The 17,304-nt window shown below is 72.5% G+C and carries 10 protein-coding genes and 1 tRNA gene; 8 read left to right on the top strand and 3 right to left on the bottom strand.

Translation table 11 applies throughout. The features are described 5' to 3' along the window. A complete protein-coding gene (locus tag MTQ12_RS07240) occupies nt 1-2,460 on the bottom strand; it encodes a DEAD/DEAH box helicase (RefSeq protein WP_247425477.1) in 2,460 nt (819 codons plus the stop codon). 89 nt (nt 2,461-2,549) lie between these two features. Between MTQ12_RS07240 and MTQ12_RS07235 the strand changes: the two genes are divergently transcribed. Both MTQ12_RS07235 and topA read left to right on the top strand, forming a co-directional pair. Continuing rightward, the gene (locus MTQ12_RS07235) at nt 2,550-4,346 is read left to right on the top strand and encodes a class I SAM-dependent methyltransferase (protein ID WP_247425474.1); all 1,797 of its coding nucleotides are present in this window, start codon (nt 2,550-2,552) and stop codon (nt 4,344-4,346) included. Nucleotides 4,347-4,694: 348 nt separating this feature from the next. Further along, on the top strand, nt 4,695-7,541 hold the full coding sequence (gene topA, locus MTQ12_RS07230; RefSeq protein ID WP_247425472.1) for a type I DNA topoisomerase: 2,847 nt from the start codon (nt 4,695-4,697) through the stop codon (nt 7,539-7,541). Nucleotides 7,542-7,641: 100 nt separating this feature from the next. Here topA and MTQ12_RS07225 read toward each other — a convergent pair whose 3' ends face one another. Next, entirely contained in the window at nt 7,642-8,388 is a 747-nt protein-coding gene (locus tag MTQ12_RS07225) for a lipoate--protein ligase family protein (protein ID WP_247425470.1), read from the bottom strand. A gap of 72 nt (nt 8,389-8,460) precedes the next feature. Between MTQ12_RS07225 and tmk the strand changes: the two genes are divergently transcribed. Together tmk and MTQ12_RS07215 are read left to right on the top strand one after the other, a co-directional pair. Further along, nucleotides 8,461-11,313 carry a dTMP kinase gene (gene tmk / locus MTQ12_RS15180; protein ID WP_247425468.1) on the top strand — a complete coding sequence of 951 codons (2,853 nt, stop codon included), beginning with the start codon at nt 8,461-8,463 and terminating at the stop codon, nt 11,311-11,313. Next, nucleotides 11,310-12,476 carry a DNA polymerase III subunit delta' gene (locus MTQ12_RS07215; RefSeq protein WP_247425466.1) on the top strand — a complete coding sequence of 389 codons (1,167 nt, stop codon included), beginning with the start codon at nt 11,310-11,312 and terminating at the stop codon, nt 12,474-12,476. The genes tmk and MTQ12_RS07215 overlap by 4 nt, the downstream gene beginning before the upstream one ends. 49 nt (nt 12,477-12,525) lie before the next feature. On the opposite strand, the gene MTQ12_RS07210 is transcribed toward MTQ12_RS07215, so the two are convergent. Next, nucleotides 12,526-13,638 carry a M20/M25/M40 family metallo-hydrolase gene (locus MTQ12_RS07210; protein ID WP_247425464.1) on the bottom strand — a complete coding sequence of 371 codons (1,113 nt, stop codon included), beginning with the start codon at nt 13,636-13,638 and terminating at the stop codon, nt 12,526-12,528. Between the two features lie 106 nt (nt 13,639-13,744). Between MTQ12_RS07210 and MTQ12_RS07205 the strand changes: the two genes are divergently transcribed. The 4 genes from MTQ12_RS07205 (at nt 13,745) to MTQ12_RS07190 (ending at nt 17,050) form a co-directional block, all read left to right on the top strand. Continuing rightward, nucleotides 13,745-13,817, top strand: a tRNA-Thr gene (locus MTQ12_RS07205). A 179-nt stretch (nt 13,818-13,996) separates the two neighbouring features. After that, on the top strand, nt 13,997-14,872 hold the full coding sequence (locus MTQ12_RS07200) for a universal stress protein (protein WP_247425462.1): 876 nt from the start codon (nt 13,997-13,999) through the stop codon (nt 14,870-14,872). A gap of 41 nt (nt 14,873-14,913) precedes the next feature. Next, entirely contained in the window at nt 14,914-15,552 is a 639-nt protein-coding gene (locus tag MTQ12_RS07195) for an NUDIX hydrolase (RefSeq protein ID WP_137318089.1), read from the top strand. Between the two features lie 22 nt (nt 15,553-15,574). Continuing rightward, nucleotides 15,575-17,050: an RNB domain-containing ribonuclease gene (locus tag MTQ12_RS07190; RefSeq protein WP_247425460.1), complete on the top strand. Its 1,476-nt coding sequence runs from the start codon at nt 15,575-15,577 to the stop codon at nt 17,048-17,050. Nucleotides 17,051-17,304: the final 254 nt, after the last annotated feature.

Raw genomic sequence — 17,304 nt, 5'->3', positions numbered from 1 at the left:
TCAGCCGAGGAGTGCGCGCAGGATGCGCACCGCGCCGGCCTTGTCGAGCGGCTCGTTGCCGTTGCCGCACTTGGGCGACTGGATGCACGAGGGGCAGCCGGAGATGCACTCGCAGGACTCGATCGCCTCGAGCGTCGCCCGGTGCCAGTCGGCGAAGCAGTCGAAGCCCCGCTCGGCGAACCCGGCACCGCCGGGCTGTCCGTCGTAGACGAACACCGTCGTCATCCCTGTGTCGGCGTGCATCGCGGTCGACACCCCGCCCACGTCCCAGCGGTCGCAGCCGGCGAACAGCGGCAGCAGGCCGATCGCGGCGTGTTCGGCGGCGTGCACCGTGCCCGGCACGTCGGCACGCCCCACCTCGGCATCGGCGAGCAGCTCCGGCGGGGCCGTGAACCACACCGCCTGAGTGCGCAGAGTGCGCTCGGGCAGCTCGAGGGGGTGCTCGGCGAGCACCACCCCCGTGCGCTGCTGCCGCATCTGGTAGGCGACCACCTGGTCGACGACCTCGACCATCCCGGTGAACACCCGGGCGCCGGACGGCAGCGTGATCGACCGATCGGTCGACTCGATGCTGATCTCCGTCACCGACTTCGCCTGCGTCGAGTAGTCGACGCTCGCCGCCTCGACGAACGCCACGCGGGCGTCGAGGTCGAGCTCGCGCACGGTGAAGGTGCGCCCCTGGTGCATGTACACCGCCCCGGTGTGGCTCTGCGTGTGCGCCCCGGCGTCCTCGATCGTGCCGAGCAGCGCGCCGGTGGACTCCTCGACGATCCGCACCTGTCCGCCGCCGGAGCCGCGGATGTCGGTGAGCGCGGCGGCATCCTCGGCCTTCGCCCAGAACCAGCCTGCCGGGCGCCGCCGGAGCATGCGGGCCTCGGCGAGCGAGGCGAGGACCTGCTCCGCGGTGTCGCCGAACTGCGGCAGATCGGCCTCGGTGAGCGGGATCTCGGCCGCGGCCGCGCACAGGTGCCCGGCGAGCACGAACGGATTGCCGGGATCGATCACCCCGCCGTCCACGGGTGCGCCGAACACCGCCTCCGGGTGGTTGACCACATAGGTGTCGAGCGGGTTGTCGCGCGCGATGAGCACCGCCGCCCACTGCTGTCCGGCCCGGCCGGCGCGCCCGGCCTGCTGCCACAGCGAGGCGAGCGTGCCCGGCCAGCCGGCCATGACCACCGCGTCGAGACCGGCGATGTCGATCCCGAGCTCGAGCGCGTTCGTCGAGGCGACCGTGCGGAGCCGGCCGTTGCGCAGGCCGGTCTCGAGCAGTCGGCGCTCCTCGGGCAGGTAGCCGCCGCGGTAGGCGGCGACGGTGCGCGGCAGAGTGGAGTCGACGCGCGCCACCTGGTCGCGGACCGCCTCGGCGAGCGCCTCGGTGCCGCGGCGGGAGGCGATGAACGCGATCGAGCGGAAGCCCGCGCAGGTGAGGTCGGTGAGGAGGTCGGCGGACTCCGCGATCGTGCTCCGCCGGGATGCATCCGTGCCGGTGGGCTCCTGGGCCCGTTCCTGGTCAGTCCCCGGGGCAGGGCCGGGGACAGGTGTGAAGGCCGACTCCCGGGCGGATGGGCCGCGCGAGTCCGCGAACGGGTCGTGCCCCGGGCCACCGACGACGGCGGGATCAGGATCCTCCCATTCCAGGCCCCACGGCTCCGGCAGGAGGGGCGGCTCCCAGAGGACGAAGTCCCCGGCCGCCCGGGGCGAGGCGTCCTGGGTGATCGCGATCGCCTCGCGTCCGGTGATCCGGGCGAATGCCGCGGCGGGGTCGGCCATCGTCGCCGAGGCCCCGACGATCACCGGGTCGGCGCCGTAGTGCCGGGCGACCCGCACCAGCCGGCGGAGGATCAGCGCGACGTGGGAGCCGAACACCCCGCGGTACCGGTGCGCCTCGTCGACGACGATGAAGCGCAGCGTCTTGAACCAGCGGGTGAAGTACCCGTGCCGCGGCAGCACCGAGCGGTGGAGCATGTCCGGGTTCGTGAACAGGACGTTCGCGTGCTTGCGCGCCCAGGCCTTGTCCGCCTGCGAGGTGTCGCCGTCGAAGGTGCCCGGCCGCAGGCCCCGCAGCACCACCGAGCGGAGCTTCTCGTACTGGTCGGCGGCGAGCGCCTTCGTCGGGGAGAGGTAGAGCGTCGTCGCCGCGCGGGTGGGGATCTCATCCCGGGTGCGGACCACCGAGTCGAGCACCGGCAGCCAGAACCCCAGGGACTTGCCCGAGGCGGTGCCGCTGGCGATGACCACGTCCTCACCCCGGTGTGCCGCGTCCGCGGCCGCCACCTGATGCGTCCACGGCCGGTCGATGCCCGTCGACCGCAGGGCTGCGACCACCTCGTCGTCCGCCCACTCCGGCCAGTCCGCAGTGGTGCCGACGCGGGCCGGGAAGTGCTCGATGTGCCGGATCCGGTCCTCGCGCGCCCCGAAGTCGCCGATGAGATCGAGGAGCGCGGAACGGGAGTCGGACATGGCGCACATTCTCCCACGGGCACCTGCGCCGAAGCAGCGGAGTCGACGGCTGGCGGCCGGGCGGATGTGCGACCACGTAGCCTGGTGCGGTGACTCCCTCGCCTGCCTCCGCGCCGCTGCCCCAGCCCGACGTCGCCTGCCTCCGTGCCCTCGCCGAGCGGCTCCGCGCCGCCCAATTCACCCCGGCCGGTCTGCGGGCACTGTGGGGCGTCGACGCCGACGCCGCGCTGCAGCGCAACAACGCGACCCCGGCCCGGCTCCGCCTCCGCGGGAGGAGCGAGCCGCAGGCCGTGCTGGCCGGGCTCTTCGTGCTCCGCGTGCCGCAGCCGGTCACCGCGGTGAGGGCCGCGCTCGGCGAGGAGCTCTGCGATGCCCTCACCGAATCCGGACTGTTCGTACAGATCGCCGGCACGGCCCCTGCGCTCGGTGCCGGGCTTCCCCTGGTCCGTGCTGCAGCGCCGGGTGCTGCGGGGGCGGGCGCCGCTGCTCGGAGTGATTCGAGCTCGGTCCCTGCGGCGCAGGACGACCCGGCCCCGTCCGCCGCCCGCCCGGCGGCCTCGCCGCCGCGGCTCATGTCGCGCCTGGCACTCACCCCCTACGCGGTGCCCACCGGGGTGCCGCGGGGGCAGCGCCCCGGCGATGAGACGGTGTGGCTGGTCTCCGACCACGGCACGCTCACCCAGTCCGAACCGGTGTCCGACGACTTCGTGCTCGGACTCGGCGGGGCCGGCCGGACGCTCGCGGAGATCACGCCGCGCCACCGTGTGCACTCCGCGCTCGACCTCGGCACCGGCTGCGGGATCCAGGCGATCCTCCTGGCCCGCCACGCCGACCGCGTCGTCGCCACCGACTTCTCGATCCGCGCCCTCCACCTCGCGGCGCTCACCGCGCAGCTCAACGGGGTTGAGGAGAGCATCGAGTTCCGGCTCGGCTCCCTGTTCGACCCGGTGCCGGAGTCCTTCGACCTCATCGTGTCCAACCCGCCGTTCGTCATCACCCCGCAGGGCCGCGACGGCCAGCTCGAGTACCGCGACGGCGGGATGGAGGGCGACGGGATCATGCGCACCCTCCTCGCCCAGACGCCCGGCCACCTGCGTCCCGACGGGCACGCGGTGTTCCTCGGCAACTGGGAGTACGGGCCGGACACCGTCGACCCCACCGGCTGGGTGGGCGACGCGCAGACCTCGATCATGGTCATCGAACGCGAGCGGCTCGACCCGGTGGCCTACGCGGAGACGTGGATCCGCGACGGGGGAGTCGCCCGCGCCACCCAGCGCTGGGCCGCCGACACCGAGGCGTGGCTCACCGATCTCGCCTCCCGGTCCGTCGATCGGATCGGGTTCGGGTGGGTGCGCATGCACCGCCTCCCCGACGAGGCCTCCGGGCTCGACGCGACGGCATCCGGTGCCGGGGCAGAAGCGGGCGCCGGTGCCGAGAACAGCGCCGCCGGAACCCCGGGCAGCGCCGCCGCAGTGCGGCATTTCGAGGAGCTCGATCAGCCACTCGGCGCGAACGCCGCTGGTATCGCCGCACACCTCGACACCCGCCTGGCGATGCTCGAATGGCTCGCCGCGGCCGACGACGCCGAGCTCGCGGAGACCGCGTTCGTCCGCTCCGGGGACGTCACCGAGCACCGGCATTTCATGCCGGGCCAGGAGGCGCCGACGATGATCACGATCGAGCAGGGCACCGGCTTCGCACGGACCTTCTCCTCGGACGCTGCGCTGTCCGGGTTCCTCGGCGTGGCCGACGGCTCGCTCACCCTCGGCGCGGTGGCCGCCGCGCTGTCCGGCCTGCTCGAGGTCGAGGAGTCCGCGCTGCGCGCCCAGCTCATCGGCCAGGTCCGCACGCTCGTGCCCGCCGGAGTCGTCTACCCGCAGGTGTGAGGGTCGGGCCGGCCGGTGAAAGCTGATGGATGATGTTCGACGGCTCGTGCAAGAGGTTCGATACTCGCACTGCCGGTCGGGTTCGTGGCCTGCGTTATTCTGCTTGCTGGAGCGCCCGCATCATCTGCTCTGGCCTTAAAGCTCGGAAAGCGATTCTTGACCCGCGCGCCGACGGGGATTGGCTGCAGCACCGACGCCACTACCCCGCTCCGCCTCCCGCCCGGACCCTGCACATCGACATGTGAGACGGTAGAAGAGGCAAGTGCTACATTTCTCAGAGTTTCTCACCAGCAACCGCGGGACTGCCCGACGGACGCGTCGGCGACAGTCGCCCATGAAAGGACCGCAGTGGCATCCTCCACCTCGCAGCCGCGCCGACTCGTCATCGTCGAGTCGCCGACCAAGGCCCGCACGATCGTGGGATACCTGGGTGACGGCTACGACGTCGAAGCCTCCGTGGGCCACATCCGCGACCTCCCGCAGCCCTCCGAGCTGCCCGCCGACATGAAGAAGGGGCCCTACGGCAGGTTCGCCGTCGACGTCGACAACGGCTTCGCCCCCTACTACCGCGTGGACCCGGGCAAGAAGAAGAAGGTCTCCGAGCTCAAGGCCCTCCTCAAGGACGCCGACGAACTCTTCCTCGCCACCGATGAGGACCGGGAGGGCGAGGCGATCGCCTGGCACCTCCTCGAGGTCCTCAAGCCCAAGATCCCGGTCAAGCGCATGGTGTTCCATGAGATCACCCCCGAGGCGATCGCCCGGGCGCTCGAGAACACCCGCGAGCTCGACACCTCGCTCGTCGACGCGCAGGAGACCCGCCGCATCCTCGACCGCCTCTACGGCTACGAGGTCTCCCCGGTGCTGTGGCGCAAGGTCAACCGCGGCCTGTCCGCCGGCCGCGTGCAGTCCGTGGCGACCCGCCTCGTCGTCGAGCGCGAGCGCGAGCGCATGGCGTTCGTGTCCGCCGACTACTGGGACCTCGACATCGACCTCGCGGTGCCGGGCAAGGGCAATGCCTTCTCCGCCCGTCTCGCCACCTACCACGGCACCAAGGTCGCCAGCGGCCGCGACTTCGACGACGCCGGCAAGCTCAAGGGCAAGAGCGACGTCGTCGTGCTCGACGAGGAGACGGCGACCGCGCTCGCAAACACCCTCAACACCACGGCCAAGGACCGGCTCACCGTCTCCGCGCTGGAGACCAAGCCCTACTCCCGCCGACCCGCCGCCCCCTTCACCACCTCGACCCTGCAGCAGGAGGCCGGCCGCAAGCTGCGCCTGTCCTCCCGCCAGGCGATGCGCGTGGCCCAGTCGCTCTACGAGAACGGCTACATCACCTACATGCGCACCGACTCCTCGGCGCTGTCGGGCCAGGCGGTCTCCGCCGCCCGCCGTCAGGTCGCGGAGCTGTACGGTCCCGAATACGTGCCGGACACGCCGCGCATGTACTCCGGCAAGCAGAAGTCAGCGCAGGAGGCGCACGAGGCGATCCGACCCGCCGGCGACTCCTTCCGTACGCCCGCCCAGGTGTCCGGGAAGCTCTCCGGCGACGAGTTCCGCCTCTACGACCTCATCTGGAAGCGCACCGTCGCCTCCCAGATGGCCGATGCCAAGGGCAAGACGGCCACGATGCGGATCACCGCCGACCTCGGTGAGGACAAGACGGCGGGCTTCACCGCCTCGGGCACGGTCATCACCTTCCGCGGGTTCCTCGCCGCCTACGAGGAGGGCAAGGACGTCGACCGCTACGACACCGGGGCCGGCGAATCGCGCCTGCCCGAGGTGTCCGAGGGCCAGCAGCTCACCGTCGATCGCGCCGAGGCCGCCGGCCACACCACCGCTCCGCCGCCGCGCTACACCGAGGCGAGCCTGGTCAAGACGATGGAGGAGCTCGGGATCGGGCGCCCCTCGACCTATGCCGCGATCATCTCCACGATCCAGGACCGCGGCTACGTCCGCACCCGCGGCAACGCGCTCGTCCCCACCTGGGTCGCGTTCTCCGTCGTGCGGCTCCTCGAGCTCCACTTCCGCGGGCTCATCGACTACCAGTTCACCGCCGGCATGGAGTCCGACCTCGACCGGATCGCCTCCGGCGAGGAGGACCGCAACGACTGGCTGACCGCGTTCTACTTCGGCGACCGGACCGAGGACCATCCCGGTCTCAAGCCGACCGTCGACGACCTCGGCGACATCGACGCCCGCGAGATCAACACGATCGAGATCGCCGAGGGCATCGACCTGCGGGTGGGCCGCTACGGCCCCTACCTCGAGGTGGCGCAGGACGGCGAGGATCCCAAGCGCGTGTCGGTGCCGGAGGACCTCGCCCCCGACGAGCTCACCGCGGAGAAGGCCCGCGAACTCATCGTCAGCCACGGCGACGGGGACCGCGAGCTCGGCACCGATCCGGAGACCGGGCACACGATCGTCGCGAAGTCCGGTCGGTTCGGCCCCTACGTCACCGAGGTGCTGCCCGAGGCCGAGGAGACGAAGGGCCGCAAGAAGGTCAAGCCGCGCACGGGCTCCCTCTTCAAGTCCATGGACCTCGCGACCGTCGACCTCGAGCAGGCGCTCAAGCTGCTGAGCCTGCCGCGCGAGGTCGGGACCGACGCCGAGGGGACGGTCATCACCGCGCAGAACGGCCGCTACGGGCCCTACCTCAAGAAGGGCACCGATTCGCGCTCGCTCACCGAGGAGGAGCAGATCTTCTCGATCACCCTCGACGAGGCGCTCGAGATCTACTCCCAGCCCAAGCAGCGCGGCCGCCGCGCCGCCGCACCCCCGCTCAAGGAGCTCGGCGAGGACCCGGAGTCGAAGAAGCCGGTCGTCGTCAAGGACGGGCGGTTCGGGCCCTACGTCACCGACGGGGACACGAACGCGACCCTGCGCAAGGACGACTCCGTAGAAGGCATCACCCCGGCGCGCGCCTTCGAGCTCCTCGCGGAGAAGCGGGCCAAGGGTCCGGCGAAGAAGAAGACGACCGCGAAGAAGGCCCCGGCCAAGAAGACCGCCGCCAAGAAGCCTGCCGCGAAGAAGTCGACGACGGCCAAGAGCACGGCGTCGAAGACGGCAGGCTCGAAGACCACGGCTGCGAAGAAGCCGGCGGCCAAGTCGACGACGGCGCGGACCACCGCGGCGAAGAAGACGACTGCGAAGAAGGCCACGGCGACGAAGTCGACCGGCAAGCCGACCACCGCCTGATCCGAACTGCGCGGTATCCCGAACCGAGCGCGCAATTGCGCGTCCGGTTTCGGATACCGCGCAGTTCGCGTTCTCCTGCCGCGTGACCGGCCCGCGTGAGTCAGAGCCGGTGCTGCTCGACGTACCCCTCGGCGGCGCTCGCCTCGGCCGCGGTGAGGGTGCCCGGCTCCACGGTGAACCGCTCGGAATACGCGGTGCGGAATGCGGCCTCGACGGCATCGGCGGTGACGTCCGGGTGCACCTCGCTGATCGCCCCGCCGGTGGCCGGATCCCAGTCGACGCCGAGTGCTGACTGGATGTCGGTGAGCACCGCGCGGATCGGATCCGGGTCGGCGACGACGACGGAGGACGAGAACAGCCAGCCGCTGTGGGTCACCCGCTGGGCGGTGCCGATCGCCTTGATCCGACCGGCGACGTTGACGCTGTGCTCGCCCGGGCAATACTCGCCGGGGATCTCGCCGAGCCGCGCATCGACGCCCAGACCCCGGAGGATCGCGGTGTACCAGTCGCCGAACCCGGTGAACCGCTCCTGCGTGCCGGACAGCAGACCGGCGGCGGGCTCGAGGTGGTCGATGACGAGGCTGTCGCGGTGGTAGACGGCCACCCGACCGCCCAGTGAGCGCAATACCGGGGTGAACCCGTGGTCGCGGGCGGCGGCCACCGCAACGGGGAAGCCGGGGAGGAACCGGTCGCGGGCGCCGAACGCAGCCGTGGGCTCCGGACGGTAGATGCGCAGCACACCTGCCCGGCGGCCGGCCTTGACCTCGTCGAGGAGCGCGCGCGCCTGTGCGAGCGCGATGGTCGGGTCGGGGGAGACGTCGTTGAGGGCGGTGAGCGTGATCGGCACCCGTCCAGGATAGGCGCGAATCCGACAGTCGGCTGTGACGCCGTGTCCGTGCCGGGTCGTAGAGTGGATGGCGTGAATACTACGGATCACCGCTCTGCCTCCCGGCCGGATTCCGCAGCGCCCCCGGCCTCCCTCGGCCCGGTCGCCGTGGAGGTCACCGGGTGGATGGTGATGTTCGCTCTCACCGCGCTCGCCTTCGGGATCGCCGGTCTCCACGGGGTCCGGCGGGTGCTCGACCCGGGCGCCGCGCACCGGATCGCGGAGTCCTTCGCGGACACCTCCTTCTCCCTGCCGCAGGCCGCCGGCGCCCTGCTCGTCGTGTTCGTGCTCGTCGCCGCCGGGGTGTTCGTCCCGCACTCGGTGTTCAGCAGGCTGAGCACACCGGCCGGCCGTGGTCTGCTTGCCGGCGGGGCGGCCGCGACCGCCGTGGCATCGGTGTGCGTGTTCTTCTTCCCGGTCGTCTGGCTCATCTGGATCACCGCGCTGTTCCTCGGGATCACCACCGCGCTCCTCGTCCTCCAGGCCCCGCACCTGCACCGCAAGCCCTGGCGCACCGCCGGGGTCGCCGCGGTCCTGCTCCTGCTCACCACCTACGCCTTCCAGATCGTCGGCGGCACCCAGGCCGGCATCAGCGGCGTGCGCTGGTACCTGCTCATCGGCGCGGTGCTGCTCTTCGTGTCCTCCGCCCTCGCCATGCGCGCACCCGCCGGTGCCGGAGACCCGGTCACCGGGGCGTTCCCCGCCGGGCCGGCCGGCCAGGCGCTGCGCGGTCCCACCCCGATCGCCCGGCCGTGGGCGTGCTACCTGCTCTTCGGCGTGCTCGGTGCCGTCCTCGCCCTCGCGCAGCCCGCAGTGGCGGACCACCGGTTCGGGCAGGCCGGATTCGCCGTCATCGTGTGCGCCGCGTTCCTCGGCTGGGCGGTCGGCTACGAGGCCGGTCCGACCTTCGCCCCCGGCATGTCGCGCCCCCGCCTGACCTCCCTGGCACTGCTCACCGCCGGAGTGCTCACCCTGGCGCTCGGGATCATCGAGGAGCTGTCCGGCAAGGCCGTCCTCACCGCGATCGTCACCTTCGCCGTCGGCGTGGGCGTCCGCGCCCAGCGGTACGACTTCTCCCGCAGCATCGGGGTCGGCGCCGGCGTGGTCGCAGCGCTCCTGCTCACCATGCTCGACCTCGACACCGTCGTCGCGCTCAGCGAGAACGCCTCCTGGAGCATCAGCGCCACCACCGTGGCCTACTCCGTGGTCGGGCTGGTGGCGCTCGTCGGCGGCATCATCGCGCTCTTCACCTTCTCCCCGCACGGCATCCAGGGACTCGGCGTGGACCTCGTCCACGCCTTCCGCACCCCCGCGGTCGGCGCTGAACGGGCCGAGGTGCCCGCCGCCTCGGAACTCGCAGCCCACGCCACCGAGCACGTCACCGGGCCGGGATTCTTCATCGCCGTCGAGGGCGGGGACGGCTCGGGGAAGACCACCCAGATCCAGCTCCTCGACGAGCACCTGCGCGCCCGCGGCATCGGCCCGGTCGTCCTCACCCGGGAACCCGGCGGCACCGACGCGGGGCGCGCCATCCGCGAGGTCGTGCTCGGCGGCTCCGGGGTGGCGCCGCGCAGCGAGGCGCTGCTGTTCGCCGCCGACCGCGCCCACCACGTCGCCTCGCTCATCGGCCCGGCGCTCGAGCGCGGTGAGACCGTCATCACCGACCGCTACATCGACTCCTCGCTCGGCTACCAGTCGGCGGGCCGCGAGCTCTCCACCGAGGACATCGCCGGGCTGTCGCGCTGGGCCACCGAAGGCCTGGTGCCGCACCTCACGCTCGTCCTCGACATCGACCCGGAGACCGCCGCGCAGCGCACCGCCGCCCGCGGCGAGGAGAACCACCTCGACCGCGAGGACCTCGCCTTCCGCCGCCGGGTGCAGGAGGCGTTCCTGGTACTCGCCTCCCGCGAACCCTCCCGCTACGCCGTCATCGACGCGAACCGGGAACCTGCCGCCGTCGCCGCGGACATCGCCGCCGCTGTCGACGCGCACATGTCCTCCCGCGGCGACCACCGGTCGCAGAACCACCCGCACGCCGGAGGACTAGCCGCCCCTGGTGACACCGCACCCCGCGGCACTGGAGCTCCCGGCACAGCGCCCCGCGGCACTGCACCTTCCGACACCTCACTTCCCGGCACCGCAGGGCAGCGGCACGGCAGTGCAACCCAGCATCCCGGCAGCACAGCCCAACAGCCCGGTAACGCAGCCGAGCAGGCCGGTAACGCAGCCCAGTCCGGCCCATCGGCATCGGCGTCGCCGGTGCCTGCGCCTGCCTCGGACGAGGCGGAGACCACCGTGCTCGGCGCCCCACCGGCGGGCAGCGCCACTGCCGGCAGCGACCCGTCCGAAGCGGAGACCACGGTGCTGCCCGCCTCGGCCCCCGGCCGCGGGGTTCCCGGTGAGGACGACCCCACCACGGTCCTACCGCCGGCGGTCCCCGGCGGCACGGGGTTCGGTGAGGACGATCCCACGACCGTGCTCCCGGCCCGCCACGCGAACCGTTCGGCACCCGGCTCCCAGCCGCCGCTGGGATCCCGGGCGCCGGAGCCGAACTCGCACGCAGTGCCCCGGCAGCCCGCGGGCCCCGCGGCGAGCGAGACCGCTCGGATGCCGGTCGTCGACCCGGCTGCGGGAACCGACCCGGCTGCGGGAACCGGTCCGGCCGCGGGAACCGGCGGGGACGCTGCCGCCGATCCGGAGGCTGAGAACGCCCGGGAGATGCCGCTGCCGCACTTCCACCAGCGTGTGAGCCGCGACCGGCTCGTCGCACAGGCGGAGCTCGAGCGGCAGGCCCGCGAACGGCTCCGCCAGTCCCGCCTCCGCCGCTCCGGCCGGGAGCAGCCGCGCGACCGCGGCGGGCACGACCCGAACGGCGGCTCCCGGTGAGCGTCTGGGACGAGCTCGTCGGCCAGGACACCGCGATCGAGCAGCTCCGGCAGGCCGCCCGGGCCACCGACACCGGCGGCGCCTCGGCGGCGATGACGCACGCCTGGCTCATCACCGGCCCGCCCGGCTCCGGCCGCTCGAACGCCGCGCGCGCCTTCGCCGCCGCGCTGCTGAGCCCGGACCGCGGCGAATCCCGCAGCCCCGCCGCGCAGCGGGCACTCGCCGGGACGCACGAGTCGATGACGATCATGGCCACCCAGAAGTCCCTCATCACCATCGACGAAGTCCGCGAACTCGTGTCCCAGGCGCAGAGCGCCCCGGTGAACGCCCCGTGGCGGGTAATGATCATCGAGGACGCGGACCGGATGGCCGAACGCACCTCGAACGTCCTCCTCAAAGCGATCGAGGAGCCCCCGCCGGCCACGGTGTGGATCCTCTGCGCGCCGAGCCCGCAGGACGTGCTGACCACCATCCGCTCGCGCTGCCGCAGCGTCACTCTGCGCATCCCGCCCACCGAGGCGATCGCCGAACTCCTGCAGACCCGCGACGGCGTCGACTCCGAGACCGCACTGTGGGCGGCAGCCGCCGCGCAGAACCACATCGGGCGGGCCAAGCACCTCGCGACGAACGACGACGCCCGCACCCGGCGGGCCCGGATCCTCGACATCCCGCAGACGCTCACCTCGCTCGGCTCCACCGTGCGCATGGCCGGACGGATCGTCGAAGAGGCGACCGAGAGCGCCAAGGAGCGCTCCGCCGAACGCGACGCACACGAGCGCGCCGCCCTCCTCGAGACACTCGGGGTGGAACCGGGCAAGGCCGTGCCGCCCGCGGTGCGCGGACAGGTCAAACGGCTCGAGGAGGAGCAGAAGCGACGCTCCACCCGGGCGCGCAACGACGAGATCGACGCGATGCTCCTCGAGCTGCTCTCGCTCTACCGCGACGTGCTGCTGTGCCAGCTCGGACTCACCGAGGGCTGGATCAACCGCGGTGATGAGGAGCGGATCCGGGAGCAGGCAACTGCCTCGGACGCGCTGAGCACCCTGCGCCGGATCGACGTCATCGGGCAGGCCCGGACCCGGCTGAGCACGAACATGACCCCGCTGCTCATCGTCGAGGCCGCCTTCATCGGGCTGTCGAACCCCTGGCTCACCGCGGACTGAACGCACGCGGGCGCCGGAACGGGCCGGCCGGCACTCGCCCCACACCGGTTCAGTCGAGGATGAGCTCACCGACGAGGTCGCGGACGAGCTCGACCCGCCGTGGGATCCACGCCTTGACGGCGTGCTCGCTATCCGCGTGGGAGCCGCCGCCCACGGTGCCGAGGCCGTCGAGGGTGGGCACGCCGATCCCGGCGGTGAAGTTCCCGTCGGAGCCGCCGCCCACTGCGATCGACCGCAGCGGCGGGTGGCCGAGCCGGCCGGCGATCCGCTGCGCACGGCCGTAGAGGCCCATCGACTGGCGCGGTTCGAGCGGGGCGCGGTTGATGCCGCCGCGCAGCAGCAGGCGGGCGCTAGGGTGGACCGGTGTGAGCGAGCGGAGTGCGGCGTCGACGCGGAGCTGCTCGGTGACGTTCGTGGCGCGGGAGTCGATCCCGACCTTCGCGAGCGCCGGCACGGTGTTCGACGTCGTCCCGGAGTGGAGCACCGTCGGCACCACGGTGGTACCGGCCTTCGCATCGCCCATCTGCGCGATCCGCAGCACCTGGTGGGCCACCTCGGTTGTGGCGTTGATGCCCTTCTCCGGCTCGACGCCGGCATGCGCGGCGCGGCCGCGCACCTCGAGCTCGTAGATCGCGACCCCCTTGCGGGCGATCTTCACCGCCCCGTCGCCGCCGCCGCTCTCGAACACGAGTGCCGCGCGGGCGCCCTCCGCCTCGGCCTCGATGAGGGGGCGGGAGGTGAGCGAGCCGAGCTCCTCGTCGCCGGTGACGAGCAGGCTCACGCCCTCGAGCGTGGCGCCGCGCGCCTGCAGGGCGGCCAGTGCGTAGAGGGCGACGAGCACACCGCCCTTCATGTCGTCGGCGCCGGGCCCGCGGATGATGCCCTCGACGTCGGAGAACGGCAGGCGGCGGATCGTGCCGAGCGGCCACACGGTGTCGTGGTGGCCGATGAGCACCACGCGGCGCGGGCCCTCGCCGAACCGCCACAGCACGTGCGGGCAGCCCTCTACGGTGACGATGCGCGGGGCGACACCGAGCAGGTCGGTGCCGATCCGGGAGAGGAGGTTCGCCGAGCGGACGAGCGATGCCGGGTCCGAGGACGGCGATTCGCACTCGATGAGCTCCTCGAACTCACGGGTGAATCGCTGCAGATCAATGGCCACGACGGCTGGGTCCTTTCGGGGTGGGGCGCCATCCCACTCTACCGCCCGGGGTCCGGCAACCCGCGGTTTTGACCGGGTCCGAGCCGCCGGTTACCCTGTACTGGTTGCCTCCTTAGCTCAGTCGGCAGAGCGTCTTACTCGTAATAAGAAGGTCGCCGGTTCGATTCCGGCAGGAGGCTCGCACCCGAAGCCCCATCACCGCCCGGTGACGGGGCTTCGCCCGTTCCCGCACCCACTGCCGCCCCGACGCACAGCGGTCATTGCGACTACCACCGGACCGCTTTGTTCTCTAGGATCGGGGGAACAGACGTACGGCGAGGTCATTCCCGGTCCGCGCACCGGGAAGCGAGGTGGAACAATGCAGATCAACGGCGAGATCATCGTCGGCATCGACGGATCCCGCGCCTGCCGCGAGGCCGCGGCCTGGGCCCTCAAGGAAGCCCGCCACCACGGCGTCGGCGTGCGCCTCGTCTCCGTCGTCGCCCCGGGCGCACCCGGCGCTGCCCCCTCCGATGAGGCCCGCGCCGCCGCCCAGCAGGCGCTCGACTCCGTCGCCGCGCAGCTGAGCGAACTCCTGCCCGACGCCCGGTTCGACACCGTGCTCGAGACCGGCGACCCCGCCGAGGTGCTCGCCGCGCTGTCCGAGCGCGCCGGCCTCGTCGTCATCGGCCAGCACGGCTCCGACCAGCGCACCGGCGGGCGGATCGGCACGATCTCCTCCGGCTTGCCCGGCCACGCCCTGTGCCCCGTCCTCATCTACCGCGACACCGAGGCCAGTGAGTTCGACTCCGCCGACGCCCACGTCACCGGCGGGGGAGGGGTCGTCGTCGGCCAGGACACCTCGGACTACGCCGGTGTCGCCGCGCTCGACGCCGCCGCCTACGCCGCTAGCACCGGCGCGGAGCTCACCATCGTCGTCGTCACCACGCCGCTGCGCGACGACGCCCGGGTGCGCGCCCAGACCGAGCTCGACATGGCCTGGCTGCGCTCGCAGGTCCCCGGGCTGAGCGTGCGCACCGAGTTCGTCGAGGGCGACCCCGTCGACGTCCTCACCGAATGCTCTGCCGGCGCGGACCTGCTCGTCATGGGCAAGCGCGGCCTCGGCCGGTTCTCGAGCATGCGCGTGCAGCTGGGACGCACGAGCTCCCAGGTGCTCGACGCCGCGCAGTGCTCGCTGCTGCTCGTGCCCTTCCGCGACGACCCGGCGCTCGCGCACCGGCGCAGCGCCGACTGAGCCCCGGCTCGACCCTCGCGCCCCATGACACCTGCGTCCCCATGACATCGGATCTCACCGCGTTCCCGCGGCCGTCCCTCGCCGTCGACACCGCCACCTTCTCCGTGGCCGAGGGGGCCCTCCACGTCGTGCTCGTCACCGACCGGCACGGCCGGCTCGTGCTCCCCGGGACCTTCGTCCACGAGCGTGAGCGCCTCGCCGCCGCAGTGCTGCGCAGCCAGGCGCAGAAAGCGGGGATCTCCGGGCGTGAACCCCAGCAGCTCAAGGTGTTCGACGACCCGGACCGGGACCAGCGCGGCTGGGTCGTCACCGTCGCCCACCTCGACGTCGTCGAGGCCGAGGTGGTCCGCGCCGGGATCGCCGCCGGCCGCATCACCCTCGTCCCCGCCGTCGAGGCGGCCCCCGGCGGGTCGATCAGCCTGCCCTACGACCAGCCGCGCGTCGTCGCCGAGGCGCTCGCCCGGGTGCGCGCCGACTACGCCGACACCCCGGACCCATGGCGGCTGTTGCCCGGCTCCTTCACGCTGCGCGACCTCCAGCTGCTCCACGAGGCGATCCTCGGCGAGGAGCTGCAGCGCGACGCCTTCCGCCGCCGCATGGAACCGCTGCTCCAACCCACCGGGGAGATGACCGACGGCCGCCGCGGCCGCCCCTCCCGGCTGTTCGTGCACCGGACGTAGGGACCGGCAGTAGGGTGCTGTCATGATCTCCCACCGGATGCGCGCGCCCCGCCCGACGACCGCACTCGAGCAGGCGTATGACCGGATCGCCGCCGACCTCCCGCAGGAGTACCCTCCGGAAGCCCTCGCCGAGGCGCAGGCCGCCGTCGCCGAGCTCACCGACCCCACTGCGGCCGGTCACGACGGCATCGACGGTGAGCGGGAGGACCTCACCGAGCTCGCTTTCGTCACCATCGACCCGGACGGGGCGACGGACCTCGACCAGGCGATGCACCTCGGCGACAGCCCCATCGAGGGCGCCCGCTGGCGGGTGCGCTACGCGATCGCCGACGTCGGCCGGTTCATCCGGCCCGGCGGCGCGCTGGATGCGGAGACCCGCGCCCGCGGCCTCACCGACTACCTGCCCGACCGCCGCATCCCACTGCACCCGCCGGTGATCTCCGAAGATGCCGCCTCACTCCTGCCGGGAGCTGCGAAGGCCGCCTACGTGTTCGTCGTCGACGTCGCCGAATCCGGGTCCGTCGTCGCCCAGGACCTCGTGCGGGCCGTCATCGCCTCGGTCGCGCAGCTCGACTACGACACCGTCCAGGCCGACCACGACGCCGGCCGTCCGCTGCACCCGAGCATGGCCGCCCTCCCCGCGCTCGGCGCCGCCCTGCTCGCCCAGCAGCACGATCGCGGCGGCATCGACCTCGCGATCCCCGACCAGGAGGTCGCCCGCAGCGACGAGGACACCTACACGCTGGCGTTCCGGCCGCGCCGGGAGATCGAGGACGCCAACGCGCAGATCTCCCTGCTCGCCGGCCGGGTGGCCGCCGACCTCATGCTCTCCGCCGGCCAGGGGATCCTCCGCACCCTGCCCCGCCCGGATCAGGAGACGGTCGCGGAGTTCACCGCCGTCGTGCGATCGCTCGGCTTCGAGGCGGATGGCACCTACCAGGAGATCCTCGAATGGATCGACCACACCGGCGCCGACCCCGCCGCGCTCGCCGTCCACTACGCCTCGCCCATGCTGTTCCGCGGCGCCGGCTACACCGTCATCGAACCCGGCATGGACCCCGAGACCGCAGTGCAGGCCGCGGTCGGCGCACCCTACGCCCACACCACCGCGCCCCTGCGCCGGCTCGTCGACCGGTTCGTCCTGCCGATCGCCTGGGCCGCCGCCCAGGGGATCGCGGCACCCGAGTGGGCGCTCGCCGCGCTGCCCGAGCTGCCGGACCTCATGAGCACGGCCGGATCGCGCTCGCGGAAGGCCGAGAACGCCGTCATCGAGGCCACCGAGGCCGTGCTGCTCGCCGACCGGTTGGGGGAGACCTTCGAGGGCGTCGTCGTGTCCCAGCGCGACGCCAACCGGGACCGCCCGCCGCGCTACGAGGTGCACTTCCCCGAGCCCGCAGTCGTCGCCTTCGTCGAAGGCGAGGCCGAGGTGGGCAGCCGGATCGCACTCGAGCTCACCGCGGTGGACGTCGAGAGCGGGGAGCTCACCTTCGGGCAGTGAGCGGCCCGTCCTGGCGCTGCGTGCTGCGCATGAAGAACAGCGTGCCGCGCCGTGGGCTCGGAGCCGCGGGCAGGCGATTCACGGGGGTGCGTCCACGCGCCACCGAAAGGCGTTGAGCAATCTTTGAGGAACGCCGTGCTCCATCCGAGGCCGGTGGGAATCGTCTGGTCATCGACGCCGAAACCCCGTGTGAGCTTGAACGACGCCGTCCGAGCCACCAGCGTAGAGAGAGTGTCTGAAACACTTGTCTGGTA

Source organism: Brevibacterium sp. R8603A2 (assembly GCF_023072605.1).
Lineage (GTDB): Bacteria > Actinomycetota > Actinomycetes > Actinomycetales > Brevibacteriaceae > Brevibacterium > Brevibacterium pityocampae.
This window is presented reverse-complemented; position numbering and strand designations above follow the sequence as displayed.

Bases quoted from the DNA above. Each gene is read 5' to 3' on its own strand.
- MTQ12_RS07240 (WP_247425477.1), bottom strand. From the start codon at position 2,460: ATGTCCGACTCCCGTTCCGCGCTCCTCGATCTCATCGGCGACTTCGGG.
- MTQ12_RS07200 (WP_247425462.1), top strand. From the start codon at position 13,997: ATGCAGATCAACGGCGAGATCATCGTCGGCATCGACGGATCCCGCGCC.
- MTQ12_RS07195 (WP_137318089.1), top strand. From the start codon at position 14,914: ATGACATCGGATCTCACCGCGTTCCCGCGGCCGTCCCTCGCCGTCGAC.
- MTQ12_RS07190 (WP_247425460.1), top strand. From the start codon at position 15,575: ATGATCTCCCACCGGATGCGCGCGCCCCGCCCGACGACCGCACTCGAG.